The 25915-nt window shown below is 71.3% G+C and carries 18 protein-coding genes; 9 read left to right on the top strand and 9 right to left on the bottom strand.

What is annotated here, in order from left to right; genetic code table 11:
• Positions 1 to 249: 249 nt before the first annotated feature.
• The 5 genes from ABZ471_RS23345 to ABZ471_RS23365 are packed head-to-tail and all read left to right on the top strand — an operon-like array spanning position 250 to position 8160.
• Entirely contained in the window at positions 250 to 3075 is a 2826-nt protein-coding gene (locus ABZ471_RS23345; protein ID WP_359068717.1) for a nitrate- and nitrite sensing domain-containing protein, read from the top strand.
• On the top strand, positions 3072 to 3506 hold the full coding sequence (locus tag ABZ471_RS23350; RefSeq protein WP_359068718.1) for a roadblock/LC7 domain-containing protein: 435 nt from the start codon (positions 3072 to 3074) through the stop codon (positions 3504 to 3506). The genes ABZ471_RS23345 and ABZ471_RS23350 overlap by 4 nt, the downstream gene beginning before the upstream one ends.
• A 9-nt stretch (positions 3507 to 3515) precedes the next feature.
• The gene (locus ABZ471_RS23355) at positions 3516 to 3911 is read left to right on the top strand and encodes a DUF742 domain-containing protein (RefSeq protein WP_359068719.1); all 396 of its coding nucleotides are present in this window, start codon (positions 3516 to 3518) and stop codon (positions 3909 to 3911) included.
• 24 nt (positions 3912 to 3935) lie between these two features.
• Positions 3936 to 7574 (top strand): hydantoinase B/oxoprolinase family protein, encoded by a 3639-nt coding sequence (locus tag ABZ471_RS23360; RefSeq protein ID WP_359068720.1) that lies wholly within the window; start codon positions 3936 to 3938, stop codon positions 7572 to 7574.
• Positions 7555 to 8160, top strand: coding sequence for an ATP/GTP-binding protein (locus tag ABZ471_RS23365; RefSeq protein WP_359068721.1), 606 nt, complete (start codon positions 7555 to 7557; stop codon positions 8158 to 8160). The genes ABZ471_RS23360 and ABZ471_RS23365 overlap by 20 nt, the downstream gene beginning before the upstream one ends.
• 87 nt (positions 8161 to 8247) lie before the next feature.
• Here the strand turns inward: ABZ471_RS23365 and glpK are convergent, their stop codons facing one another.
• From glpK to ABZ471_RS23390, 5 genes are all read right to left on the bottom strand, one after another.
• Positions 8248 to 9768 carry a glycerol kinase GlpK gene (gene glpK, locus ABZ471_RS23370; RefSeq protein WP_359068722.1) on the bottom strand — a complete coding sequence of 507 codons (1521 nt, stop codon included), beginning with the start codon at positions 9766 to 9768 and terminating at the stop codon, positions 8248 to 8250.
• Between the two features lie 34 nt (positions 9769 to 9802).
• Complete coding sequence (locus tag ABZ471_RS23375; protein WP_359068723.1) at positions 9803 to 10552, bottom strand: MIP/aquaporin family protein; 750 nt, start codon at positions 10550 to 10552, stop codon at positions 9803 to 9805.
• A 362-nt stretch (positions 10553 to 10914) separates the two neighbouring features.
• On the bottom strand, positions 10915 to 12564 hold the full coding sequence (locus ABZ471_RS23380) for a GGDEF domain-containing protein (RefSeq protein ID WP_359068724.1): 1650 nt from the start codon (positions 12562 to 12564) through the stop codon (positions 10915 to 10917).
• 133 nt (positions 12565 to 12697) lie between these two features.
• The gene (locus ABZ471_RS23385; RefSeq protein ID WP_359068725.1) at positions 12698 to 13888 is read right to left on the bottom strand and encodes a lipid-transfer protein; all 1191 of its coding nucleotides are present in this window, start codon (positions 13886 to 13888) and stop codon (positions 12698 to 12700) included.
• The gene (locus ABZ471_RS23390; RefSeq protein WP_359068726.1) at positions 13885 to 14334 is read right to left on the bottom strand and encodes a zinc ribbon domain-containing protein; all 450 of its coding nucleotides are present in this window, start codon (positions 14332 to 14334) and stop codon (positions 13885 to 13887) included. The genes ABZ471_RS23385 and ABZ471_RS23390 overlap by 4 nt, the downstream gene beginning before the upstream one ends.
• Before the next feature lie 223 nt (positions 14335 to 14557).
• On the opposite strand from ABZ471_RS23390, the gene ABZ471_RS23395 reads away from it, so the two are divergent.
• Positions 14558 to 15094 carry an NUDIX domain-containing protein gene (locus ABZ471_RS23395; protein WP_359068727.1) on the top strand — a complete coding sequence of 179 codons (537 nt, stop codon included), beginning with the start codon at positions 14558 to 14560 and terminating at the stop codon, positions 15092 to 15094.
• Between the two features lie 9 nt (positions 15095 to 15103).
• On the opposite strand, the gene ABZ471_RS23400 is transcribed toward ABZ471_RS23395, so the two are convergent.
• A complete protein-coding gene (locus ABZ471_RS23400; protein WP_359068728.1) occupies positions 15104 to 17464 on the bottom strand; it encodes a glycoside hydrolase family 31 protein in 2361 nt (786 codons plus the stop codon).
• 212 nt (positions 17465 to 17676) lie between these two features.
• Here ABZ471_RS23400 and ABZ471_RS23405 point away from each other — a divergent pair, with 212 nt between their 5' ends.
• Positions 17677 to 19644: an acetoacetate--CoA ligase gene (locus tag ABZ471_RS23405; protein WP_359068729.1), complete on the top strand. Its 1968-nt coding sequence runs from the start codon at positions 17677 to 17679 to the stop codon at positions 19642 to 19644.
• A gap of 12 nt (positions 19645 to 19656) precedes the next feature.
• Here ABZ471_RS23405 and ABZ471_RS23410 read toward each other — a convergent pair whose 3' ends face one another.
• Positions 19657 to 20976: an aminotransferase class I/II-fold pyridoxal phosphate-dependent enzyme gene (locus tag ABZ471_RS23410; protein WP_359068730.1), complete on the bottom strand. Its 1320-nt coding sequence runs from the start codon at positions 20974 to 20976 to the stop codon at positions 19657 to 19659.
• 80 nt (positions 20977 to 21056) lie between these two features.
• Between ABZ471_RS23410 and ABZ471_RS23415 the strand changes: the two genes are divergently transcribed.
• The gene (locus ABZ471_RS23415; protein ID WP_359068731.1) at positions 21057 to 22331 is read left to right on the top strand and encodes an MFS transporter; all 1275 of its coding nucleotides are present in this window, start codon (positions 21057 to 21059) and stop codon (positions 22329 to 22331) included.
• 22 nt (positions 22332 to 22353) lie between these two features.
• Positions 22354 to 23244, top strand: coding sequence for a hypothetical protein (locus ABZ471_RS23420; protein ID WP_359068732.1), 891 nt, complete (start codon positions 22354 to 22356; stop codon positions 23242 to 23244).
• 68 nt (positions 23245 to 23312) lie between these two features.
• Here ABZ471_RS23420 and ptsP read toward each other — a convergent pair whose 3' ends face one another.
• Both ptsP and ABZ471_RS23430 read right to left on the bottom strand, forming a co-directional pair.
• Positions 23313 to 24983, bottom strand: a complete 1671-nt coding sequence (gene ptsP, locus ABZ471_RS23425) for a phosphoenolpyruvate--protein phosphotransferase (protein ID WP_359068733.1) — start codon at positions 24981 to 24983, stop codon at positions 23313 to 23315.
• Between the two features lie 78 nt (positions 24984 to 25061).
• The gene (locus ABZ471_RS23430; protein WP_359068734.1) at positions 25062 to 25511 is read right to left on the bottom strand and encodes a PTS glucose transporter subunit IIA; all 450 of its coding nucleotides are present in this window, start codon (positions 25509 to 25511) and stop codon (positions 25062 to 25064) included.
• Positions 25512 to 25915 lie beyond the last annotated feature (404 nt).

Genomic DNA, 25915 nt, shown 5'->3' on the forward strand with positions numbered 1-25915 from the left:
CGAAGATTCCCATGTTGCGAAAAATTCCAGCCAACCGGCTGTCCGTACTGCTCCGGCAGGTACCGCGACAGGCCCACGGATCCCGGGCGCAATCTCCCGCAATGCCCGGACAACTCGCCATGTCTCGCCCCTGGTGCGGAAGTTCACCCTCCGGACATGCCTTCGAGTTAGCTGTGGTGCGGTAGTAGGCTCACGCCGTTTGCTGACGGACATGTACCCCCGGCCGGTGGGGGCGAGCTGGGGGAGGCCATGCGCTTTCGCGGGAAGTCGATCCGCCGGAAGATCGTGGCGCTGCTTCTCGTGCCGCTGGTGTCCCTGACCGCCATCTGGGGATTCGCCACGGTGCTCACGGGGCGTGAAGTCACTCGGCTCTTCCACGTGTCCGACGTCGTGCAGGAGATCGGTTATCCCACCGAGGACACGGTCCGCGTCCTCCAGCAGGAACGCCGTCAGACCCTCGTCTACCTCGCCGACCCGCGGGCGGCCGACGCCCTCTCGGCGCTGCACCGCACCCGCACCGCCACCGACCGGGCCGCCGCCGAGATCCGCAGGAACGCCAAGGACAGTGACGTCCGCGGCGGCATGGACGCGAACGACGCCGAGCGCCTGACCGTCGTCCTGGACGCCTTCGACGGCCTCGACTCCCTGCGCCGCAGCGTCGAAGAGCGCACGGTCAGCCGCGCCCAGGCCCTCTACCTCTACAACCGGCTCGTCGACCCCTGCTTCACGCTGCTCGCCGGCCTCGACGGCGTCGACGACGTCGAGATGGACAAGCAGTCCCGGGCCCTGGTCAACATCACCCGCGCCCGCGAGCTGCTCTCCCGCGAAGACGCCCTGCTCGGCTCCTCGCTGGTCGTCGGCAGGCTCTCCCACGACGAGACCAGGGACATCTCCGACCTCATCGCCCAGCGCACGCTTCTGTACGACATCAGCCTGCCGCTGCTGCCCGCCGCGGAACGCGAACGCTACGAACGCTTCTGGAAGAACGCCACCACCGCCCCGCTGCGCGTGGCCGAACAGTCCGTCATCGGCAGCGAATCCGGCACTCCGCGCGGTGTCACCGCCCAGAGCTGGGACTCCGCCGCGGCGAGCGTCCTCGACGAGCTCGGCACCCTGGACGACCAGGCCGGTGACCGCTTCCAGGACCGCATGCGGCCCGTGGCCGTCGGAGTGATCGTGCAGGCGGCCGTCGCGGGCGTCCTCGGCCTGGTCGCGCTCCTGCTCTCGATCGTCCTGTCCGTGCGCGTCGGCCGCAGCCTCATCCGCGACCTGCGGCAGCTGCGGCTGGAGGCCCACGAGGCGTCCGGTGTGCGGCTGCCCAGCGTGATGCGCCGCCTCTCCGCCGGTGAACAGGTCGACATCGAGACCGAGGTGCCACGGCTGGAGTACGACAAGAACGAGATCGGCGAGGTCGGCCAGGCCCTCAACACCCTCCAGCGCGCAGCGGTGGAGGCCGCCGTCAAGCAGGCCGAACTGCGGGCCGGTGTCTCCGAGGTGTTCGTCAACCTCGCCCGCCGCAGCCAGGTCCTCCTGCACAAGCAGCTCACCCTGCTCGACACCATGGAGCGCCGGACCGAGGACACCGAGGAACTCGCCGACCTCTTCCGCCTGGACCACCTCACCACCCGTATGCGCCGGCACGCCGAGGGCCTGGTGATCCTTTCCGGCGCCGCACCGTCGCGTCAGTGGCGCCGCCCCGTGCAGCTGATGGACATCGTCCGCGCCGCCGTCGCCGAGGTCGAGGACTACGAGCGCATCGAGGTCCGGCGCCTGCCGCGGGTCGCCGTCACCGGTCCGGCCGTCGCCGACCTCACCCACCTCGTCGCCGAACTCCTCGAGAACGCCACGGTGTTCTCGCCGCCGCACACCGCCGTCCAGGTCGTCGGCGAGCGGGTCGCCAACGGCTTCACCCTGGAGATCCACGACCGCGGACTCGGCATGACGGCCGAGGCGCTGCTGGACGCCAACCTGCGGCTCGCCGAGACCCCCGAGTTCGAACTCTCGGACACGGACCGGCTCGGCCTGTTCGTGGTCAGCCGTCTCGCCCAGCGCCAGAACGTCCGTGTCTCCCTGCAGCCGTCCCCCTACGGCGGCACCACCGCCGTCGTGTTCATCCCCGACACGCTGCTGACCGACGACGTCCCGGACACCAACGGCATCGGTTTCCGCCTTGACCGCGAGCGCCTCCCGAAGGAGGCCGAGCAGGTGCCGAGCCTCGCCCCAGCCCGGTCGCAGGCGCCGGTGCAACTGCCCGGTCTGCCGGCCTCCCCGCTGGACGGGCCGATCGAGCTGGAGGCGCCCGTGGACCTGGACGCCATCGACGAGTTCCCGGGCGCCCTGACGGACGAGGAGAGCGAGCGCGGCGGCCTGTTCCGTCCCCGCCGCTCCCGCGGCCGTACCGACGACCAGACGGCCTCCCGGCTGGGTGAGCCCCATCAGCCCGTCTCCCCGCGCGCCGACGACATACCGGCGGACGACCGCTCCGGCGGACCCGTACCGTTGCCCCGGCGGCAGACGCCCAAGCTGGTCAGCTCCCACGGCAGGCCCGTCACCGAGCAGCGCTCCCGGCGAGGCGACCCGGACGAGCAGCCCGCGGTCGGCCCGCGTCGCTCCGACACCGGCGCACTGGCTCCCCTGCCGGCCCGCCGCCGCGGCGAGGCAGTCCGGGGCACAGGACTCGCGGACCGCGTCGACGAGCGCACGGCTGCCCCGGCCGTCAGCGGGGACCAGACCTCCGAGGTTCCGGCCCTGCCCAGACGGACCCGGCCCTCGGAGGCCGCTTCCGGCGGTGGCCCGGGCGACGGCACCCCGCAGGCCGGCGGTGGGGCCGCCGAGCCGGGCACCGGACCACTGCCCCGGCGCGTACGACAGGCCAACCTGGCCCCGCAGCTGAAGCAGGAGGCGGAAAGGCGCCCGGAACGCGCGGCGCAGCCCGCCGACCGCGACGCCGACGAGGTCCGCAGCCGGATGGCCTCGCTCCAGCGCGGCTGGCAGCGCGGCCGTGAGGAGAACGCCGCGGGCGACGACGCCCAGAACGGCACAGCACCAGGAACGACTAAGGGGGACGGTCGATGACCGCACCGAAGGCCACCGGCCACACGGAGACGAACAAGGGGGAGCTGAACTGGCTCCTGGACGAGCTCGTCGATCGCGTCGCCAGCATCCGCAAGGCCGTCGTGCTCTCCGGCGACGGTCTGCCCACGGGCGTGTCCAAGGACCTGACCAGGGAAGACAGCGAGCACCTGGCCGCGGTCGCGTCCGGCTTCCACAGCCTCGCCAAGGGGGTGGGCCGGTACTTCGACGCGGGCAGCGTCCGGCAGACCGTGGTCGAGCTCGACGACGCCTTCCTGTTCGTCACCGCCGCCGGGGACGGCAGCTGCCTCGCGGTCCTCTCGGACGCCGACTCCGACGTCGGGCAGGTCGCTTACGAGATGACGCTGCTGGTCAAGCGGGTCGGCGTACATCTTGGCGCCGCTCCGCGCACCGATCTGCCCGCGGGCGGGTAGTGGGATGACATGAGCGGAGACGGTCAGGGAAGAAGCCACTGGTTCGACGACGAGGCCGGACCGGTCGTCCGCCCATACGCCATGACGCGCGGTCGCACCACGAGTCCGGCCCAGCACCGCCTCGATCTGATCGCGGTGGTCGTCACCGAACCGCACGCGGGGGATTCCGAGGCGGACCCGACTCTCGCCCCCGAGCACGTGGAGATCGTCGGGCTCTGCCGCACGGCACCTCAGTCGGTCGCGGAACTCGCCGCGGAGCTCAACCTGCCGATCGGGGTGGTGCGCGTCCTCATCGGGGACCTCGTGCACGCGGAACTCGTCCATGTGACGCGGCCGGTGCCCCCGGCCGAGCTGCCGGACGAGAGTATTCTGCGCGACGTGATCAACGGCCTCCGGGCGCTGTGACCGGCGCGGAAGCGGAGTAGTGACGTGACAGGCTGGCAGTTCTGGGTCGACCGAGGCGGCACCTTCACCGACATCGTCGCGCGTCGCCCGGACGGCCGCCTGCTCACGCACAAACTGCTGTCCGACAACCCCGCCCGGTACGCCGACGCGGCCGTCGCCGGCGTACGCGAACTGCTCGGCGGCTCCGGGGAGACCGTCGACGCTGTCCGCATGGGCACCACGGTCGCCACCAACGCGCTGCTGGAACGCAAGGGCGAACGCACTCTCCTGGTGATCACCCGCGGCTTCCGGGACGCCCTGCGCATCGCCTTCCAGAACCGCCCCAGCATCTTCGCCCGCCGCATCGAACTGCCCGAGCTGCTCTACGAGCGGGTGATCGAGGCGGACGAACGCATCGCCGCCGACGGCACCGTCCTGCGGGCGCCCGACCTGGACGCCCTCGCGGGCCCGCTCCAGCAGGCGTACGAGGACGGGATCCGCGCGGTCGCCGTCGTCTGCCTGCACAGCCACCTCCACCCCGCCCACGAGCGCGCGATCGGTGAGCTGGCCGCCCGCACAGGTTTCCCGCAGATCTCGCTCTCCAGCGAGGTCAGCCCGCTGATGAAGCTCGTCCCCCGCGGGGACACCGCCGTCGTCGACGCCTATCTGTCGCCCGTGCTGCACCGCTACGTACGGCGCGTCGCCGACGAGCTCCGGGGTGTGCGGCTGATGTTCATGCAGTCCAACGGCGGACTCACCGAGGCCGGGCAGTTCCGCGGCAAGGACGCCATCCTCTCCGGGCCGGCCGGTGGCATCGTCGGTATGGCCCGCATGTCCGAGCGCGCCGGCTTCGAGCGCGTCATCGGCTTCGACATGGGCGGCACATCCACCGACGTCTCGCACTTCGCCGGTGAGTACGAGCGCGTTTTCACCACCCTGATCGCGGGGGTCCGGCTGCGCGCGCCCATGCTGGACATCCACACCGTCGCCGCAGGCGGCGGCTCCGTGCTCCACTTCGACGGCTCCCGCTACCGGGTCGGCCCCGAGTCGGCAGGAGCCGACCCCGGCCCCGCCTGCTACCGCGCGGGCGGCCCGCTCACCGTCACCGACGCCAACGTGATGCTCGGCCGCATCCACCCCGCCCACTTCCCGGCGGTGTTCGGCTCGGACGGCGACCAGTCGCTGGACGCCGCACTGGTCCGCGACCGGTTCACCGCCCTCGCGCGCGAGATCCGCGAGCGGACCGGCGACGACCGCACCCCCGAGCAGGTGGCCGAGGGCTACCTGCAGATCGCCGTCGCCAACATTGCCAACGCCGTGAAACGGATCTCCGTCCAGAAGGGGCACGACGTCACCCGCTACGCCCTGACCACCTTCGGCGGAGCGGGCGGCCAGCACGCGTGCAGGGTCGCCGACTCGCTCGGTATCCGCACCGTCCTCGTACCCCCCATGGCCGGTGTCCTCTCCGCGCTCGGCATCGGACTCGCCGACACCACGGCCATGCGTGAACAGTCCGTCGAGACACCCCTGGAAGCCGCCTCGATGCCCGGCATCCACAAGACGGCCGACGGCCTGGAAGGCGCCGCCCGCGCCGAACTCCGCGCCGAGGACGTCCCTGAGGACCGCATCGAGGTCACCCGACGCGCCCAGCTCCGCTACGACGGCACCGACACCACCCTCACCGTCGAGTTGACCGAGCCCGACACCATGAGGCACGCCTTCGAAGAACGTCATCGCGCCACGTACTCCTTCACCCTCGACCGTCCGATCGTCGTCGAAGCCCTCTCCGTCGAAGCCACCGGCATCACCGCACCCCCCGATCTCTCCGCCCTCGCCCCTTACGGGGGCCACTCCGCCGCCCCGGAAACCGTCCGCCTCCACACCGGCGGCGCCTGGCGCGACGTACCCCTCCACCGCCGGGAGGTCCTTCCGCCCGGCCGGACCGTCACCGGACCCGCGGTCATCACCGAGGCCGGCGCCACGACCGTCGTCGACGACGGCTGGCGGGCCGCTGCGACCGACGACGGGCATCTGGTCATGGAACGGACGACGATTACGCAGAGTTCCGGTCTCGACACGAAAGCCGACCCGGTTCTGCTTGAGGTCTTCAACAACCTCTTCATGTCGATCGCCGAACAGATGGGCGCCCGGCTGGAGTCCACGGCCCAGTCCGTCAACATCAAGGAACGCCTGGACTTCTCCTGCGCCCTGTTCGATCCGGACGGAAACCTGGTGGCCAACGCGCCCCACATCCCTGTCCACCTGGGCTCCATGGGCACCAGCGTCAAGGAGGTCATCCGCCGCCGCGGCACCTCGATGCGGCCGGGCGACACCTACGCCGTCAATGACCCGTACCACGGCGGCACCCACTTGCCCGACGTCACCGTGATCACCCCGGTCTTCGACACCGACTCCGCCACGGACACGGAGAGTCACACGAAGATCCTCTTCTACGTCGCCTCCCGCGGTCACCACGCCGAGATCGGCGGCATCGCCCCCGGCTCCATGCCCGCCCACAGCCGCACCATCGAGGAAGAAGGCGTCCTCTTCGACAACTGGCTGCTCGCCGAGAACGGCCGCTTCCGTGAGGAGCAGACCCGCCGCCTGCTCACCGAGGCGCCCCACCCCTCCCGCAACGTCCGCACCAACCTCGCCGACCTGCGCGCCCAGATCGCCGCCAACCGGAAGGGCGTCGACGAGGTGCGCCGCATGATCGAGGAGTTCGGCCTCGACGTCGTGCAGGCCTACATGCGACACGTCCAGGACAACGCGGAGGAGGCGGTCCGCCGGGTCATCGACGCCCTGGACGACGGTGAGTACGCCTACGAGACGGACTCGGGCGCCGTCATCCGCGTCCGCGTGCGCGTCGACCGTGCCGAGCGCCGCGCGACCATCGACTTCACCGGCACCTCCCGGCAGCTCGCCACCAACTTCAACGCCCCCTTCTCGGTGGTCAACGCGGCGGTCCTGTACGTCTTCCGCACCCTGGTCGCCGACGACATCCCGCTCAACGACGGCTGCCTGCGCCCCTTGGACATCGTGGTACCGCGCGGCTCGATGCTCGCCCCCGAGCCGCCCGCCGCCGTCGTCGCCGGCAACGTCGAGACCTCCCAGGCCATCACCGGCGCCCTGTACGCCGCGCTCGGCGTGCAGGCCGAGGGCTCCGGGACCATGAACAACGTCACCTTCGGCAACGAACGCCACCAGTACTACGAGACCGTCGCCTCCGGGTCCGGGGCGGGCGAGGACTTCCCCGGCGCCGACGTCGTACAGACGCACATGACCAACTCACGGCTGACCGACCCCGAAGTGCTGGAGTGGCGGCTGCCCGTCAGGCTCGAAGAGTTCGCCGTACGGCGGGGGAGCGGTGGCGCCGGACGCCGGCGTGGCGGGGACGGCGCCGTGCGCCGCATCCGCTTCCTCGAACCCATGACCGTCTCCACCCTCTCCCAGCACCGCCGCGTGCCGCCGTACGGCATGGCGGGCGGCGGGCCCGGAGCGCTCGGCGCCAACCGGGTGGAGCGGGCCGACGGCACGGTCACCGATCTCGGCGGCAGCGGATCGGCGGACGTCGGTCCCGGCGACGTTCTCGTCATCGAAACCCCCGGTGGCGGCGGCTACGGCCGACCGTCGCCCGACCACCATCAAGCAGGAGAAGAGATCGATGATCCTCGGGCGTTCTGAACGCGGCATGCCCCCGGTCGAGCCCGTCACGCTCAAGATCCTGGTGGCCGGCGGCTTCGGTGTGGGCAAGACGACCCTTGTCGGCGCGGTCAGCGAGATCAGGCCGCTGCGTACCGAGGAGTTGCTGACCGAGGCGGGGCGCCCGGTCGACGACACCAGCGGTGTGGAGGGCAAGCACACGACCACCGTGGCCATGGACTTCGGCCGCATCACCCTGCGCGAGGACCTCGTGCTGTACCTGTTCGGGACGCCCGGGCAGGAGCGGTTCTGGTTCATGTGGGACGAGCTGTCCGAGGGCGCCCTCGGCGCCGTGGTCCTCGCCGACACGCGCCGCCTGGAGGACTGCTTCGCCGCCGTCGACTACTTCGAGAGGCGCTCCATACCCTTCGTCGTCGGTGTCAACTGCTTCGAAGGAGCCTCCCGTTACCCCGCCGAGGCCGTCCGCCAGGCTCTCGACCTGGACGGCGACGTGCCCGTCCTGCTGTGCGACGCCCGCGACCGTGAGACGGTCAAGGAGGTGCTCATCGGCGTCGTCCAGCATGCGATGGAGTACGCGGCCGACCGCCGCGAGGCCGTCACCGGCTGACCGACGGCACGGCCCGTACCCCCGCCGACAGGGGTACGGGCCGCGGTCCCTGCGCGCAGCCGCACGCGCGCGTGGAGCTTGCGGCTCCTAGGCTTCGTCGTCCTCGAACCAGCTGAAGCTCTTCTCCACCGCCTTGTGCCAGTTGCGGTACTCGCGGTCGCGTACCGACGTCTCCATGGCCGGCGTCCACTCCGCGTCCTTCTGCCAGTGCGACTTCAGCTCGTCCAGGTCGTTCCAGACGCCTGTCGCCAGGCCGGCCGCGTAGGCGGCGCCCAGGCAGGTGGTCTCGGACACCCGGGGCCGGATCACCGGGACGCCGAGCACGTCCGCCTGGTGCTGCATCAGCAGGTTGTTCTTCGTCATGCCGCCGTCGACCTTCAGGGTCGTGATCCGCACCCCGGAGTCCTGGTACATGGCGTCCACGACCTCCCTCGTCTGCCAGCTCGTCGCCTCCAGCACCGCGCGCGCGAGATGGGCCTTGGTGACGTACCGGGTCAGGCCGGTGACGACCCCGCGCGCGTCGGAGCGCCAGTAGGGAGCGAACAGGCCCGAGAAGGCCGGCACGATGTAGGCGCCGCCGTTGTCCTCGACGCTCGCAGCGAGGGTCTCGATCTCGTCGGCGGTGCGGATGATGCCGAGCTGGTCGCGGAACCACTGGACCAGCGCGCCCGTTATCGCTATGGACCCCTCCAGGCAGTACACCGGCGCCTCCCCGCCGATCTTGTAGCCCATCGTCGTCAGCAGCCCGTTCTTGGAGGGCACCGGCCGGTCACCGGTGTTGAGCAGCAGGAAGCTCCCGGTGCCGTAGGTGTTCTTCGCGGTGCCGACGTCGTAGCAGGCCTGCCCGAACACGGCGGCCTGCTGGTCGCCCAGCGCCGAGGCCACGGGAACACCGGCGAGCTGGCCGACGGCGGTGCCGTACACCTCGGCGGACGACCTGATCTCGGGCAGGACGGCCTCGGGCACGTTCATCACGGAGAGGATGGAGGGGTCCCACTGGAGGGTCTCCAGGTTCATCAGCATGGTGCGGCCGGCGTTCGTGACGTCGGTGACGTGCCGGCCGCCGTCCGTACCGCCGGTGAGGTTCCAGATCAGCCAGGAGTCGATGGTGCCGAAGGCGATCTCACCGCGTTCGGCGCGCTCCCTGAGGCCGGGCACGTTGTCCAGCAGCCAGGCCGCCTTGGGCCCGGAGAAGTAGCTGGCCAGTGGCAGTCCGGTCTGCTCGCGGAAGCGGTCCTGGCCGTCGGCGCCGCCCAGTTCGTTGCACAGGGCAGCGGTACGGGTGTCCTGCCAGACGATCGCGTTGTGCACGGGCTTGCCCGTGGCGCGGTCCCACAGGACCGTCGTCTCCCGCTGGTTCGTGATGCCGAGGGCGCTCAACTGGTCGGCGCGCAGCCCGGCCTTCGCGAGTGCCCCGGCCACCACGGCCTGCACCTTGGACCAGATCTCGGTGGCGTCGTGCTCCACCCAGCCCGGCTTCGGGAAGATCTGGCGGTGCTCGCGCTGGTCCACGGCGACGATCGCGCCGCCGTGGTCGAAGATGATGCAGCGGCTGGACGTGGTGCCCTGGTCGATGGCGGCGACGTACTGCTCGGCGGTGTCCGTCATGGCTGTCCCTGGGTCGCTGGGTCGGGTCGCTGGGTCAGAAGGCCGCGTTGTAGACGAGGCCCGCGAGTGCCCCGCCGATCAGCGGGCCGACGACCGGGATCCACGCGTAACCCCAGTCGGACGTGCCCTTGTTCGGGATCGGCAGGAAGGTGTGCACGATGCGCGGGCCGAGGTCGCGCGCCGGGTTGATGGCGTATCCGGTGGGCCCGCCGAGGGAGAGCCCGATGCCGACGACGAGCAAACAGACGATCAGCACCGTGGTGCCCGACTCGCCGAGCCCCTTCGTCAGCCCGAAGGCGAGGATCGGCAGCACGAGCGCGATCGTCGCGATGATCTCGGTGACGAGGTTGGCCACCGGGTTCCTGATCTCCGGGATCGTCGAGAAGATGCCGAGGGTCGGGACCGGCGCGTCGGCGGCTTCCTCGGCCGCACCCTCCTTGTGGACGTTGGCCTGGAACTGCGCGAGATACACCAGGTAGGCGAGGACGGCGCCCAGCATCGCGCCGACGATCTGGCCCAGCAGATAGATCCAGACCTTGCCCCACTTGCCGGTGTCCACGGCGATGCCGATGGTGACTGCGGGATTGAGCTGGCCGCCGGAGAGGGGAGCGGCGGTGTACGCACCCGCGAGCACGCCGAACCCCCAGCCGAACGCGATGACGACCCAGCCGGCGGCGCGTGCCTTGGAGTATCTGAGAGTGACCGCGGCGCAGACACCGGCACCGAACAGGATCAGGATCGCGGTGCCGATGACTTCGCCGACGAATATGTCTCCGTTGCTCATGGCGGCTCCCTTGGCGCCGGCCCGGGGCGGGCGCCCCGGTCCTCCGTGCAGGAACGGTTCCCTTGGCGACTTCAGCCGAAGGCAGGGAGGGCCCCGCGCCCCGCCCGGCGTCCGTGACGAGCGTGCCGTCGCAGCCGGATCGCCCCTGGAAGACGGGCCGTTGAGCAGCTCAGAGCCCGCGGCGCAGCGCCTGATTACGCCGAGAATGTACGGCGATGTCGACTGACACCCGGAAGTGTTCACCGGCGCTCGGGGACCGTCAAGGTCGCCGACGGCAACGATGACAGCGGTTGTCCCGGATCCGGCGCCGACGGCTTCCTTCCCGCAGGTGGGGACTCAACGGCCCGATGCGGAGGGTTGGTTCACCCGAAGGGTCCGGCCGCCGCGAACCCGGCCTGGGCCGGGGCAGCACCGGAACCGCGCCGGATCTCGTGTCCGGGCAGACCCGCGCGCGCGAGCACCCAGCTCGTCCCGTTCAGCGTCTTCGCCGCCTTCTTCAGCGGGGCGAGATGGGCGGCGGCCTGTCGGTGGTCGGACACGCTGCCGGGCACGCACACGACGGTCGCCAGGGACAGCGTGACGGGGCGCCCGCCCGCCGACCAGGGAGGGTCGAGCACGGCGGCCACCAGCGGATCGAGCGCCTCCTCCTCGGCCAGCACCAGGAAGTCGTCCCCGCCGATGTGCCCCACGCGCGCGTGCCGTGCGGCCGCCTGCTGCAGAGCCCGCCCCACCGAGCGGATCAGCTCGTCGCCCGCGGCGAACCCGGAACCGTCGTTGACCTGCTTGAAGTGGTCGATGTCCAGCCAGCTGAGTGCGAACGCCCGCCCGTCGGCGATCCGCCGGTCCACCTCGCTCGTGATCGCGTCCGAACCGGGCAGCCGGGTCAGTGGATTGAGCCCCGCCGCCTCCTCCACCCGGGTCTCGGCCAGCGCCCGTACGAGGTCCGCGAGCCGTACGACGCCCACGCACCGGCCGCGGTGGTCGACGACCGCCACATCGTCCGAGGTCCGGTCGCGGCCGCCGATCGCCACCACGTCCAGTACCTCCCAGGCGGTGGCGTCGACGCCGACCGTGCGCGGCGCGTCGCCCAGCTTGAAGGCCGGCCGGTCCGCGTACAGGGCGTGTCCGTACCGGCCGGACATCGACAGCAGGAAACGCGACCGGTGCACCGACCGGACCGGCACCCCGGACTGGTCGACGAGCAGCACCCCGGAGACGTCCGGCGAGCCCGTCAGCAGCCCCCGGACCTGTCCGGCCGAAGCGGTGACCGGCAGGACGGCGGCGGGCCGCACGAACTCCCGCACCGACGGCCCGGACCGGGGCGCGACGACGGAACCCTGGGAACGCGGCGGAATGTATACGTCCGCGGCGGGGATCCGGGCCGGCGGCGCGAACAGGTCGCCCTGGGCGAGCTGGGCACCGGCCGACAGTGCCGCCGCACACTGGAGTTCGGTCTCCACGCCCTCCACCGCCACCAGGGCGCCCAGCTGCTCGCACAGCGTCCGCATCGCCCGCACCGCGGCCGGCCGGGACAGCAGAGAGCTGTCGAGCTTGACCAGGTCGGGGGAGAGGTCGGTGAGCAGCCTCAGGGGGACGTCCCCGTCCCCGATGCCGTCCGCGCTGATCCGGAACCCCTGCTCGCGCAGCGAGGTCACCGTCTCCAGCAGCGCCCGCTGCGGCACGTGCGTGTAGGGCGGCACGATGTCGAGGGTCACTTCCCAGGGCATCCGTCCCGCGGCGCGTACGGCGTCGTGCAGCGGGGTGAGGCCGCCGAGGTCGGCGAGTGTCGCCGCGAACACGTTGACGTGGAGCGGCAGCAGCGATTCCTTGTGCATCGCGGCGCGGACGGCCAGCACGGCCAGCCTGCTGTCGAGTTCGGGGTCACGGCGGGCCTCGGCGAGGATGTCGCCGGTCTCCGGACGTGCGAGTATCTCCAGTGCGGCGACCGCGCCCGTCCTCAGGTTGACCACCGGCTGGAAGGCGAAGCGGAGAGTATCCGTCCAGGAGTGCACGGGAGCATGATTGCGCCGCCCGCACACGCCCAGGGCCAGTTCATAAGACGTTCACGCAGGATTCCGGGGTGATCACAGAGCGTGGACAATCTCATGAGTCCCGCCTGTCACACGACGCCCTGCCGGGCCGCCCTCACCGCACCACGACCACCGACGATCCGTGCCCGAACAGCCCCTGGTTCGCCGTGATCCCCACGCGCGCACCGGTCACTTGCCGGTCGCCCGCGGCCTCCCTCAGCTGCCAGGTCACTTCGCAGACCTGGGCGATGGCCTGAGCCGGTACCGCCTCACCGAAGGAGGCGAGTCCGCCACTGGTGTTGACGGGTATCCGCCCGCCCGGCGCCGTCGCGCCCTCCCGCAGGAGTTTCGCGCCCTCGCCCTCGCCGCACAGCCCCAGATCCTCGTACCACTGCAGTTCCAGCGCGGTGGACAGGTCGTACACCTCCGCCAGGGACAGGTCCTCGGGGCCGATGCCCGCCTCCTCGTAGGCGGTTCGGGCGATGGACGCACGGAAGGTCTCGTCCGGAGGCGTCACCGCGACAGCGGAGTCCGTGGCGATGTCCGGCAGATCGAGCACCGTGCTCGGGTACCGCGGTGTCACCGTCGACACCGCCCGGATCCGCACCGGTCGCGTCGCACCGTGCCGGTGCGCGAAGTCGAGGCTGCACAGCACCAGGGCTGCGCCGCCGTCGGAGGTCGCGCAGATGTCGAGCAGCCGCAGCGGATCGGAGACCACCGCGGACGCGGCGACCTCCTCGGCGGTGACCCGCTTGCGGTAGCGCGCGTACGGGTTGAGCGCGCCCAGCGCGGCGTTCTTTACCTTGACCTGCGCGAAGTCCTCCGGGGTGTCGCCGTGCAGTGCCATCCGCCGGCGCGCGTAGAGCCCGAAGTACGCCGGGTTCGTCGCGCCCAGCAGGCGGAAGCGCAGCCAGTCCGGATCGTCGGGGCGGTCTCCGCCGGCGGGCCGGAAGAACCCCTTGGGCGCGGCGTCCGCCCCCACCACGAGCACGACGTCCGCGAGCCCGGCGAGGATCTGCGCCCGCGCCGTCGCGATCGCCTGCGCCCCGGAGGCGCACGCCGCGTACACACTCGAGACCCGTGCTCCCTGCCAGCCGAGGGCCTTGGCGAACGTCGCCCCCGCCACGTACCCCGGATATCCGCCACGCACCGTGTCCGCGCCCACGACCGAGTCGACGGCCGGCCAGCCGAGGCCGGCGTCCGCGAGGGCCGCCCGAGCCGCCGCCGTCCCGTACTCGACGAATCCGCGCCCCCACTTGCCCCAGGGGTGCATGCCCACGCCGAGCACCGCCACGTCCGCCGTCATGCCGTCACCCCCGTCGGCCGCCAGTGCCAGGTCGTCCAGGTCGTCTCCGCGTCCTCGTGGAGCACTCCGGGGACGACCTCCACCTCCATGCCCACCGTCAGATCGGCGACGGTGACCCCGGGAGCCGCCTGTCCCAACACCACGATCCGCTCGGACTCCAGCTCCACCGCGATCAACGCGTACGGCTCCCATGGAAGTTCCCGACTGCTCACATAGGGTGACGGAGGGCGGTATCGGCTGTCGGTGTACGACCAGATCCGGCCCGTCCGTGACAGCGGGATCTCCTCCAGTGCGCCGCCCGCACAGTGCGGATTGCGGCAGTGGACGTCCTCGCGCGGGAAGAACACCGACGCGCAGGATGCGCAGCGGGTGCCCAGGAGCCGGAATTCGTCCCTTTCGCCGGTGAACCAGCCGGAGACCGCGGGTGTACGTGTGCGCGTCAACATTCCTCCCGGACAGGTGATCTGACGATGTGTCAGAAGTGTGTCACGGGCATCCGGAAATGGGCAGGCGTCCCGGCGAACCGGACGGCCCCTTCCGGCGTCGTGGTATCGGGAGGGGTGGCCGGGGCCGACGGGGGTGGTTCCGGCCGCCCCTCCCGCACCTTTGTCGCTCCCTTGCCCGCCGCTGCCGGAACATGTCCTTCCTCTGATCGGATACAGTCCGCGCGTGTCCGAAATTCAGCAGCCAACTGCCAACTTCGCGCCGGACTCGCACTGTTCGAGCTGCGGAGCGCCCTATGGAGCGGGCGTCTCCGGCTGGCCGCGCACCTGCCCGTCCTGCGGGACCGTCGCCTACCGCAACCCGCTCCCGGTCGCGATCGCGCTCCAGCCCGTGTACGACACCAAGGGCACGGCCCTGGTCGTCGTCACCCGAACCATCGCCCCCGCGCGCGGAGGCACGGCACTGCCCGGCGGCTACATCGACGACCGGGAGGACTGGAAGCACGCCGTCGTGCGCGAACTCAAGGAGGAGACGGACATCGACGCGGCCGCCCGCGACGTGCGCCTGGTCGATGCCATGAGCTCGCCCGACGGCCATCTGCTGCTGTTCGGACTCCTCCCGGAACGCCCCGCCGAAGGACTGCCGCCCTCCGGCGCCACGGACGAGACCGAGGGCTGGCACCTGCTGCGCAGGCCCGAGGAACTCGCCTTCCCGCTGCACACCATGGCCGTACGAGCGTGGTTCGAGGGCCGCTACATCTGAGCCGGCCGCTCAGCCCAGTCCCCGTACGCGCACCGGGCGGGACGGCTCACCGGCGCCGTCCTCCCGCTCCCGGGTGACGACCACCCGGCGGCCCTGCCAGCGGGCGGCGTAGCGCTCGATCTCCGGCTCGTCCCACCCGTCGCCCGCGTCCGGCACGACCAGCCCGCCCCCGGTCCGTCCCCGGGAGGGCGCCCACACCTCCAGTTCCAGCCCGCCGTCCTCGCCGCGCACGGGAACGATCGCACCCGCGCGCGCGAGCACCGGAATCCGCGACAGCGGCGCGTCGACGAGAACCTGTGCCGGACCCTCGTACGCCACCTCCGTCACCGTGTCGTACCAGCGGCCCCGCGGCAGCTGCACCGCACGCCGGTCCGCCCCCGGGTCCAGAACCGGCGCGACCAGGAAGGAGTCGCCCAGCAGGAACGCGTCCTCGCAGTCGCGCAGCGCGCGGTCCTCCGGCGCCCCCCACCACAACGGCCGCACATAGGGAGCGCCGGTGCGTCGGGCCAGGTGGGCCAGTGTGATGAAGTACGGCAGCAGACGGCGGCGTTCGAGCAGCGCCACGCGCGCGTGCTCCAGCACCTCGGGGCCGAACTCCCAGGGCTCACGTCGCCCCGCCCGCGTACTCGCGTGCGTACGGAACAGCGGCAGGTACGCACCCAACTGGAACCACCGCAGATACAGCTCCGGCGACGGAGACCCGTCGAACCCGCCCACATCCGGCCCCGAGTACGGCACCCCGCACAGGCCGAGCCCCAGGACCAGTGACAGTGAGGCCCGCAGCCCCGGCCAGCCCGTCGCCACGTCGCCGGACCAGGTGCCCCCGTAGCGGTGCATGCCCGCCCAGCCGGAGCGCGAGAAGAGGAACGGCCGCTCCCGGGGCGACAGCTCGCGCAGCCCTTCGTAGGCCGCTCGGGCCATGCACAGCGCGTACACGTTGTGGGCCTCCCGGTGGTCGCCGCCACGCTCCTCCAGGGCGTGTTGGGCCGATCGCGGCAGCGTCGGCTCACCGAAGGCGTTGAACGACGTCGGCTCGTTCATATCGTGCCAGAACCCCGCGAACCCCTGCCCCAGCCGCTCCTCGTAGAGACCGCCCCACCACTTGCGCACGCGCGCGTGCGTGAAGTCCGGGAAGACGGACTCGCCCGCCCACACCTCGCCCCGCACCGTCCGTCCCGAGGTGTCCCGCACGAAAGCGTCCACGGCCGAGCCGCTGTCGTACACGGCGTTGCCAGGCGCGACCTTCACCGCCGGGTCGACGATCGACACCAGCCGGACCCCGTCCCGGCGCAGCTCCTCGGCGAGCGTCGGCAGCTTCGGGAAGCGCTCCAGGTCGACGGTGAACACCTGGTGGTCCGCATAGTGGTCGATGTCCAGGTGGACGGCGTCCAGCGGCAGACCGTGCTCCTGGTAGCCCGCGACGATCCGGCGCACCTCCTGCTCGCTGCCGAAGCCCCACCGCGCGTGATGGTGGCCGAGCGCCCACGCCGGAGGGAGTGCGGGTGCTCCGGTGAGCGAGGCCCAGGTGTGCAGCACGCGCGCGGGGGCGCCCACGATCACCCAGCAGCGCAGCGGGCCGCCGTCCATGCGCATCTCGCAGCGTCCTGTCCGGTCGAGCCCGGACCCCGCGCCCTCCTCGCCCTCCCGCAGGGTCACCGTGCCGTCCCACGAGGTGTCGTGGAACACCAGATGCGCCGCGGCGTCGGCCACGACCAGCTGTACCGGCATGGTCAGGTACAGCGGATCGTCACCGGGGCCGAACGCCCGGCCCGGATCGGTGTTCCACAGCCGGTACGTGCCGTCCCGCAGCCGCGGGCCGGACGCCCGCCCGCCCAGGCCGAAGAAACGGGCGTCCGCCGCCACCTCGGACCGCTGCATCCACCGCGCCGTGCCCCCGCCGACCGGCTCCCACCAACGCGGGGGCAGATCCCGGCGCAGCACCACACCTCCGGGCGTGCACACCTCCAACGCGCCGTGGCGGGAGATGACGATCGTGACCCGCTCGGCCACCACCCGCCAGCCGCCGTCCTTGTCCGGCTCCAGCACCGCGCGCGGATCCGGCTCGGGGCAGCCTCCCGCGAGTGCGTACGACGGTTCCGGATCCGCTCCGTCCCAGCCCCAGAAGACGGCGCCGTTGACCGCGACGGTGATCCGCAGCTCGGACCGGCTGAACCGGATCAGACCGCCCCCCGGGCCCGGCTCCACGCCCTGCACCTGCCCCGGGACCCGCGCGCGCTCGGCACCACGTGCCGGCAACCCGGCGGCGTCGATACGCCTCCTGCGCCACGCGGCGCGCACGGTACGCAACCCCTGAGCCGCCCTCCCCGAACCGACCACACTCACCGAACGCACCAGGTCACGACCGTCCATGCTGCTCACCCTGCCACTGACCGCCCCACGCGCGCGTGTCGTTCAACTGTCGTTCACCCGTGCCGGGACCACATCTTCACGACACGGACTATGTGGGGCGCACCCTGGTGTAGAAGTCGATCACATGGCATCGTCCCTGTCAGCCGTGTCACGCGCACACCCCGCCGTGCGCGGACCGACGCACACGACGCGCACAGCCCGGGAGCCGCCCCATGTCGACAGCGAACCCCCAGCCGCTCTGGCAGCCCGATCCCGAGCGGATCGCCCAGGCACGCATCACCCGGTTCCAGGCATGGGCCGCCGAGCACCACGGCGCCCCGGCCGAAGGAGGCTACCCCGCACTCCACCGGTGGTCCGTGGAGGAGCTGGACACCTTCTGGAAGGCCGTCACGGAGTGGTTCGACGTACGGTTCTCGACCCCCTATGCGCGCGTGTTGGGCGACCGCTCCATGCCGGGTGCCCAGTGGTTCCCCGGAGCCACCCTCAACTACGCCGAGCACGCCCTGCGGGCCGCCGCCGACCGCGCGGACGAACCCGCCCTCCTCCATGTCGACGAGACCCATGAACCGCGCCCGGTGACCTGGTCCGAGCTGCGCCGCCAGGTGGGCTCCCTCGCCGCCGAACTCCGCGCCCTCGGCGTACGCCCCGGCGACCGCGTCAGCGGCTACCTCCCGAACATCCCGCAGGCGGTCGTCGCACTCCTCGCCGCGGCCGCCGTGGGCGCCGTGTGGACCTCCTGCGCCCCCGACTTCGGCGCCCGCAGCGTCCTCGACCGCTTCCAGCAGGTCGAACCGGTCGTCCTGTTCACCGTCGACGGCTACCGCTACGGCGGCAAGCAACACGACCGCCGTGAGATCGTCGCCGAGCTGCGCCGCGAGCTGCCCACCTTGCGCGCCGTCGTCCACATCCCGCTCCTCGGCACCGAGGCCCCGGAGGGCGCCCTCGAGTGGTCGGAGCTGACCGAGGCCGACACCGAGCCCGTCTTCGAGCAGGTCCCGTTCGACCACCCGCTGTGGGTGCTGTACTCCTCCGGCACGACGGGTCTGCCCAAGGCCATCGTCCAGTCCCAGGGCGGCATCCTCGTAGAGCACCTCAAGCAGCTCGGTCTGCACTGCGACCTCGGCCCCGAGGACCGTTTCTTCTGGTACACCTCGACCGGCTGGATGATGTGGAACTTCCTCGTCTCCGGCCTGCTCACGGGCACGACGGTCGTCCTGTACGACGGCAGCCCGGGCTACCCCGACACGGGCGCCCAGTGGCGGGTCGCCGAACGCACCGGAGCCACCCTCTACGGCACCTCGGCCGCCTACGTCATGGCCTGCCGCAAGGCAGGCGTGCACCCCTCCCGCGACTTCGACCTCTCCCGCGTGCAGTGCGTCGCCACCACCGGTTCCCCGCTGCCGCCCGACGGCTTCCGCTGGCTGCACGAGGAGGTCCGCGAAGACCTGTGGATCGCCTCCGTCAGCGGCGGCACGGACGTCTGCTCCTGCTTCGCAGGAGCCGTACCGACCCTTCCGGTGTACACCGGCGAACTCCAGGCGCCCGGCCTCGGCACCGGCCTGCAGTCCTGGGACCCGAGCGGCAATCCCCTGGTCGACGAGGTGGGCGAGCTGGTCGTCACCAACCCCATGCCCTCGATGCCGATCCACTTCTGGAACGACCCCGACGGCAGCCGCTACCACGACAGCTACTTCGACACCTATCCGGGCGTGTGGCGGCACGGCGACTGGATCACCCTCACCGCGCGCGGCTCCGTGATCATCCACGGCCGCTCCGACTCCACGCTCAACCGCCAGGGCGTGCGCATGGGCTCGGCCGACATCTACGAGGTGGTCGAGCGCCTGCCCGAGATCAAGGAGTCCCTCGTCATCGGCGTCGAGCAGCCCGACGGGGGCTACTGGATGCCGCTGTTCGTGCACCTGGCGCCAGGCGCCACCCTGGACGAAGCCCTCCTGAACCGCATCAAGCAGACCATCCGCGAACAGCTCTCTCCGCGCCATGTGCCCGACGAGATCATCGAGGTCCCGGGCATCCCGCACACGCTCACCGGGAAGCGCATCGAGGTCCCGGTCAAGCGCCTTCTCCAGGGCACACCCCTGGAGAAGGCCGTCAACCCCGGTTCCATCGACAACCTCACCCTGCTGGGCTTCTACGAGGAACTGGCCCGCAAACGCGCCTGACCCGCAGGTATCTCATCCCCCGTAGGTGGCCTCGGACTCGCCGAGCACGGCGGCGAAGTCCGAGGCCAGCCGAGCCGCCTCGGCCGGCTCCAGATCCGCGGCCGTGATCCGGACACCAGGCGCGGACGCCAGGCGGAACCTTGCCCCGGCCGCGACCCACCAGCCGTACGACCGCAGCCCGTTCACCACCGCCGACTCGTCCCGTACGGGCACCCACAGGTTCATCCCGCTCGCGGCGTGCGACGCGATGCCCCGCTCCGCCAGCTCGGCGGCCAGGGTGGTGCGGCGCAGCGCGTACGCCTCACGCGCGCGTGCCACCAACGCCTGCGTGTCCGCGTCCGTCATCAGCCCAAGGACGGTCTCCTGCAGCAGGTGACTGACCCAGCCCGAGGTCAGCAGCAGCCGTCCGTCGTGCCGCGCCAGGGTGACCGGGTCACAGGCCGCGGCCGCCCACCGCAGATCGGTCCCCAGGAACTTGCTCACGGTCCGCACATGCACCCAGCGGGCCACTCCCGCGCCGGTCACCGTGTGCAGGACGGCGTCGGCCACCTCGGAGGCGTGATCGTTCTCCACCACGAGCACATCGGCCGCGTCCCGCAGCAGTCCGGCCAGCGCATCGCGGCGCGCCGCGGAATAGCTGCCGCCGTACGGGTTCTGCGCCCGCGGACTGAACACCACGGCCCGCACACCGGCCCCCAGCGCCGTCCTCAGGGACTCCGGACGCATCCCCTCGTCGTCCACGGCGACCGGGACCATCCGCAGCCCCAGCGCCGTGACGAGATCCAGCAGATGGTGATAGCCCGGATCCTCCATGGCCACGCTGTCGCCGGGCCGCAACTCGACCGTCAGCACCCGGCCGATCAGGTCGAGTGCCCCGTGCGCGAACGTCACATGCTCCACGGGAACGCCGTCGGCCCCGAGCCAGTCGCGTACGGCGTCCTCCAGCCGCGCCAGCCGGGGAGCGGAGCGATGGGAGCGCGCGCCCGGTGAGAGCCGTGACGGCGGCACCAGAGAGGGCAGCAGGGCCGGATCAGGGTGCCCGCCGGCCAAGTCCCGCAACCCGTCCGGGACCTTGGGCGGCCGCCGCGTCGCTACCGCCGGAGCCGGCGCGACCACCGTGCCACCGCGCCCGCGCGTGACGACGATGCCCCGTGCCCGCAGCTCCTTGTAGGCCGTGGCGACCGTGCCCGGACTCACCCCCAGGTCGTCCGCGAGCCGCCGCACGGGCGGCAGTGCGGCTCCCGGCGCCAAGGCCCCCTCGGCCACGCCCCGTTCGACGGATGCGGCAATTCCCTTGGCCGTCGTACCGCTGATCTCATATTGTGTTACCACGTTAGAAATTATGTACCAATACATAACTCGACACAAGCGTCAGGGCAAGTTCCAAGACACGTACCACCCAAGGGGGAACCGTGGACGCGAAGCCCCGCGCCGACATCCGGCAACCGCGCATACCAGGAGGCCACGACGGACGCCGGATGCTCCTCATCACCTTCATCGACCGCATCGGCAGCGGCCTGTGGGCATCCGTCTCCGTCCTCTACTTCACCTACGTCTCAGGCCTCTCCGTCGCGCAGGTCGGCACACTTGCCGCGGTCTCCGGGGCCATCGGCATCGCGGGCGCGCCCCTGGGCGGCCGCATCGCCGACCGCCTCCCGCTCACCCGCGTCCTGATCGCACTCCAACTCCTGCGGGCCCTCGCCTCCTTCGCCCTGCTCACCACCGACCACTACCCTCTGCTGCTCGCCTTCTCGGCCGTCGGCAGCCTCGGCGACCGTGCCTCGAGCATCCTCACCAAGCTCTACGCCACCCGCGTCGCGGGACCCGACCGCGTCCGCTACCAGGCGGTCAACCGCACCGCCTCCAACGCCGGCTGGGCCCTGGGCGGCCTCGCCGCAGCGGCCGCCCTCACCGTCGCCACCACCACGGCCTATCGCTGGCTCCTCGTCGGCGACGGCCTCTCCTTCATCACGGTCGGGCTCCTCACCCTGACCTGCGCGGAACCCCCGTCGGCCACCCGCATCGCCGCCACCGCCGACGGCGCGGCCCACAGCGGCAGGCCGGCCAACCCCTGGCGCGACCGCACCTACCTCGCCTACGTCGCGACCGAGACCGTCCTCTTCCTCGACGACACCGTCTTCAAGATCGGCCTGCCTCTGTGGATCGCCCACAGCGAGGGCGTGCCCCACGGCCTCGCACCCCTGCTCCTCGTCCTCAACAACGTCATGGTCGTGGCCCTCCAAGTGCCACTCGCCCGCTACGGCACCACCACCGCGGCCGCCCGCAACCTCCTCCTCCCGTTGTCCGCCGCCTTCGCGCTCGGCGGCATCGCCATGGCCCTCTCCGCCACCGGCGGCACCCTCCAGGCCATCTGCCTGCTCACCGCCTCGGCCATCGCCTTCACCCTCGCCGAGATGCTCCACGCCACCGTCTCCTGGGAACTGTCCGTAGCCCTCGCGCCCGACACCACCCTGGGCAGCTACCTCGGCGTCCACGGACTGGCCCAGTCCGCCCAACGCAGCATCGGCCCACTCGCCGTCACCGCGGCCATCGCGACCGGACCCCTCGGCTGGACCGTCTTCGGCACCACTATCGCTGTGACCTGCGGAATTCAGCACCGCCTGGTCCGCGAGCGCCTCCAGCGCAGCCCGTTGTCAGTGCCGCCAGTTACTGTGAGTGAGCAATGATCGACTGTGCATTGGGGGAGACATGGCGCACACCGACCACCAGACCATGCGACGCATCCTGCGCCGCGAAATCGCCGGCACCATCGGCCTGCTCACCGACGACCACGACTTCCGCGCCATGCGGCGCTACAGCAGCTTCGCCTTCGACGACCACACCACCTACCTCCGGCAGGTGGAAGCCCTCCTCAAGAGCCGCGCGGCACAGGGCAGCCACACCACCCTCGCCCTCTTCGACCCCGAGGAGTACGCCGACTTCTGCGCGCACACCGGCCTCGACCCGGAAGCCCCGGCCAGCCGCACCCGGTTCACCGCAGAACTCGCGGCCACCGGCCCCACCATCCCCTACGACGGCAGCCCCCTCGCCACCCTCCTGCCCGCCCTCGTCGACGAGGCCGTACGACAGGCGACCTGGGAGTACGCCACCACCCTCCTGACCCGCCTCGGCCCCTGCCCCACCTGCGGCGAGGACATCGGACGCGCCGCCTTCACCCGCTCCTCCGACCTCCTCGTCCGCATCCTCGACACCGCCCCGCCCGGCGACCGGCACCTCGTCTGCAGCGTCTCCGGACCACCGGACACCCTCGTCTCCGTCCTGCACGCCGACGACACCGAAGGCACGACAGAACTCGACGAGGCCGAAGCCCTCGAATTCACCAGCGTCCTGGCCCTCGGCCTCGCCGCCAACAGTCCCGGCGGACTCGTCATGCGCATCAGCGCCCGAGACACGACCGACCGTGTCTACGGCTGGCGGCTGCGCGCCGGGGGCCTCGAACCACTCACCGCCTCCGAGGTCTTCGACGCCTACTGCACCGACGTCGAATCCGGCGACCTCATCTCCCCCGAATCAGACGTCGACTACTCCACACCGCCCGACCTCGGAGACGCCGGCACGGCACAAAGGCACCGCCACTGAACGCGCCAGGGGCGCCCCACCCGAAGGCGGGACGCCCCTGAACCCGACACCCCACGGGCGCCGGTCGGCTACTCGCCGGACAGCACCGCCTGAGCCGCGCCACGCGCCTCTTCGGCGCTGTCCGCCGCACGCGCGGCCGCGGCAGCCCGCTCGCACTGCGCCAGCGTGTACTTCGCCAGCGTCGCCCGGACATAAGGAATCGACGCCGCACCCATGGACAGGGAGGTGACACCCAGACCCGTCAGCACACAGGCAAGCAACGGGTCCGACGCGGCCTCACCGCACACACCACAGCTCTTGCCCTCTGCGCTGGCCGCCTCGGCGGACAGCGCGACCAGGTCGAGCAGCGCGGGCTGCCACGGGTCCTGGAGCCGCGACACCGCACCCACCTGCCGGTCCGCCGCGAACGTGTACTGCGCGAGGTCGTTGGTCCCCAGCGACAGGAACTCGACCTCCTGGAGGATCGAACGGGCCCGCAGCGCGGCCGACGGGATCTCCACCATCGCGCCGAACTTGGCCCGCAGCCCCGCCTCACGGCAGGCATCCGCGAACGCCTTGGCATCCGCGCGGTCCGCCACCATGGGCGCCATGACCTCGAGGTAGACGGGCAACCCCTCCGCAGCCTTCGCCAGCGCGGTCAGCTGCGTGCGCAGGATGTCGGGGTGGTCCAGCAGCGTCCGCAGGCCCCGCACACCCAGCGCAGGGTTCGGCTCGTCCGCCGGTGTCAGGAAGTCCAGCGGCTTGTCGGCGCCCGCATCCAGCACACGCACGACCACACGGCTCTCGGGGAACGCCTCCAGCACCTGCCGGTAGGCCACCACCTGCTTCTCCTCGGACGGCGCGTTCTTGCTGTCGTCCAGGAACAGGAACTCGGTACGGAAAAGACCGACACCTTCAGCACCGGCCTCCACGGCCGCCGGCACATCCGCAGGTCCGCCGACGTTGGCCAGCAGCGGCACCTTGTGCCCGTCGGCCGTGGCTCCGGGGCCGGTCGACGCGGCCAGCGCCGCCTTCCGCTCGGCGGCCGCGGCCTCCAGCTGCGCCTTCTTCTTCTCACTCGGGTTCACGAAGATGTTGCCGGTGCTGCCGTCGACAGCGATCACCGTGCCCTCGGCCAGCTCACTCGCACCCGGCAGCGCCACCACGGCCGGAACCCCGAGCGCCCGCGCCAGGATCGCGCTGTGGCTGGTCGGCCCGCCCTCCTCGGTCACGAAACCGAGCACCAGAGTCGGGTCGAGCAGTGCTGTGTCGGCGGGAGCCAGGTCGCGCGCCACGAGCACATAAGGCTCGTCACTGTCCGGGACACCCGGCATGGGGACACCCAGCAGCCGGGCGACGATACGGTTCCGCACGTCATCCAGGTCGGCCACCCGCCCGGCCAGGTACTCCCCGGCGCCGGCCAGCAGCTCGCGGTACGCCGCGAACGCGTCGTACACCGCACGCTCCGCCGTGCTGCCGACGGCGATCCGTCGGTCCACGTCCGCCATCAGCTCGGGGTCCTGCGCCATCATGGCCTGCGCCTCGAGCACGGCCTGGGCCTCGCCCCCCGCCAGGTTGCCGCGCGCCATCAGGTCGGCCGCCACGGCATCCACGGCCTGGCGCGCCCGCCCCTGTTCGCGCTCCGCCTCCTCCGCCGGGATCTGCTTGGCCGGCGGCTCCAGCACCGCAGTTCCCATGTGCCGAACCTCGCCGATGGCCACCCCGTGGCTCACGCCGACGCCTCGCAGCGTTGTCTCCATCTCACCCGTCTCCGATAGTGCGGCGGGTACCGCCGCCGTGGTGGTTGTCCTGTACGCCGCTTTAAGACGGCACTGCGATCAGTTCCAGGAGAAGAGGCTGTCGCCGGCCTTCACGTCACCGCTGTCGCGGAGGTCGGAGAGGGACTCGGCGGTGGCCTCGAGCGCCACGACGGGGCAGACCGGAGACTTACCGGAAGCCTCCACCGCGGCGGGGTCCCAGCGCACGATGCTCTGACCACGCGTCACGGTGTCGCCCTTGTTGACGAGCAGCTCGAAGCCCTCGCCATTGAGCTGAACGGTGTCGATGCCGAGATGGGTGAGTACGCCGTGTCCGCTCTCGTCGACGACGACAAAGGCATGCGGGTGCAGGGAAACGATGACGCCGTCCACGGGCGCGACGGCCTCGGAGGGCTCACGCACGGGGTCGATCGCGGTGCCCGGGCCGACCATGGCCCCGGAGAAGACCGGATCCGGCACGGCGGCCAGTCCGATGGCGCGTCCAGCAAGAGGGGACGTCACGGTGGTCATGGGAAGCCTCCCAAGGAGTGAAGCTGCGTACGGGCCGTCACTGGCTGTCCCGGACGGCACTGAGCAGCAGCGTATGTCATATGAAGTGGCGGTTCCGTTTGGAAGCTACCAGGTAGTGGTCTAGACCACCAACCCGGTCGATTTGCACGCGCTTCAGAGCCCCGTGTACAGTCGTACTCCTGCTTGAGGGAACGGCGCGAAAGTGTCCCCCTGAGCGGCACCCAAACTCATCAGATCCTAATCTTGGGATCACCTTCTGCATGTCTGCGGGAGAGTGGTCAGGGAGACGGAAAAACCCTGATAGAGTTTGAAACACCGAAGGGAAGCCCGGAGGAAAGCCCGAGAGGGTGAGTACAAAGGAAGCGACCGTTCCTTGAGAACTCAACAGCGTGCCAAAAATCAAC

The organism is Streptomyces sp. NPDC005728, assembly GCF_040630895.1.
GTDB lineage: Bacteria > Actinomycetota > Actinomycetes > Streptomycetales > Streptomycetaceae > Streptomyces.